The sequence below is a fragment of the Cupriavidus sp. WS genome, assembly GCF_000395345.1.
GTDB classification, from domain to species: Bacteria; Pseudomonadota; Gammaproteobacteria; order Burkholderiales; family Burkholderiaceae; genus Cupriavidus; species Cupriavidus basilensis_B.
This window is the reverse complement of record NZ_AQPL01000461.1, coordinates 1-797: the sequence shown is the minus strand read 5'-3', so window position 1 is coordinate 797 and position 797 is coordinate 1. Positions and strand designations below refer to the sequence as shown.

Here is a 797-nt window from a genome sequence, read left to right as displayed (position 1 = left end):
CGATCGGGGCGGCCTGCCGGCGCCCGCCGGTGCCCCTTCGCGGGCGCCCCGGTCTTGTCGGCGCGCCGGTGGCGCGATCAGATGACGGTGTCGGCCACGCCGCCGTCCACGCGCAGCGCGGCGCCGGTGGTGGCGGACGCCTGCGGCGAGCAGACGTAGACGATCATGTTGGCCACTTCGTCGACGGTCTCCGCGCGCTGGATGATCGAGGTGGAGCGGTGCGCCTTGACGAAATCGGCCGCGACTTCCTCGATCGGCCGGCCCGTCTTCTGCACCTCGTCCTTGAGCATCTCGGCCACGCCCTCGGACAGCGTCGGCCCCGGCAGCACCGCGTTGACGGTCACGCCGGTGCCGGCCAGGCGCTTGGCCAGCCCGCGCGACACCGCCAGCTGCGCCGTCTTGGTGAAGCCGTAGTGGATCATCTCGGTCGGGATGTTGATGGCCGATTCGGACGAGATGAACACGATGCGCCCCCACTTGCGCTGGACCATCGACGGCGCGTAGGCGCGCGCCAGCCGCACGCCGGACAGCACGTTGACGTCGAAGAAGCGCTCCCATTCGCTGTCCGGCGTCTCGAAGAAGTCCTGCACCTGGAAGATGCCGAGGTTGTTGACCAGCACGTCGACGTGCGGCTGCTCCGCCACCAGCCGCGCGCACACGGCCGCGTCGGCGAGGTCGCCGGCAAAGCCCACTACGTCGGCGCCGGGCACCGCGCCGCGCAAGGCCTCCAGCGCGCGGGCGACGGTGGCCTCGCTGCGGCCGTTGACGATCACGCGCGCGCCGGCGCCGGCAAGTCC

At 72.0% G+C, this 797-nt stretch carries 1 protein-coding gene; it reads right to left on the bottom strand.

Annotated elements, in window-relative coordinates:
- Nucleotides 1-77 precede the first annotated feature (77 nt).
- Nucleotides 78-797 (bottom strand): SDR family NAD(P)-dependent oxidoreductase (locus tag K206_RS0131165; protein ID WP_020206236.1); only part of this gene is annotated, 720 nt, incomplete at its 5' end.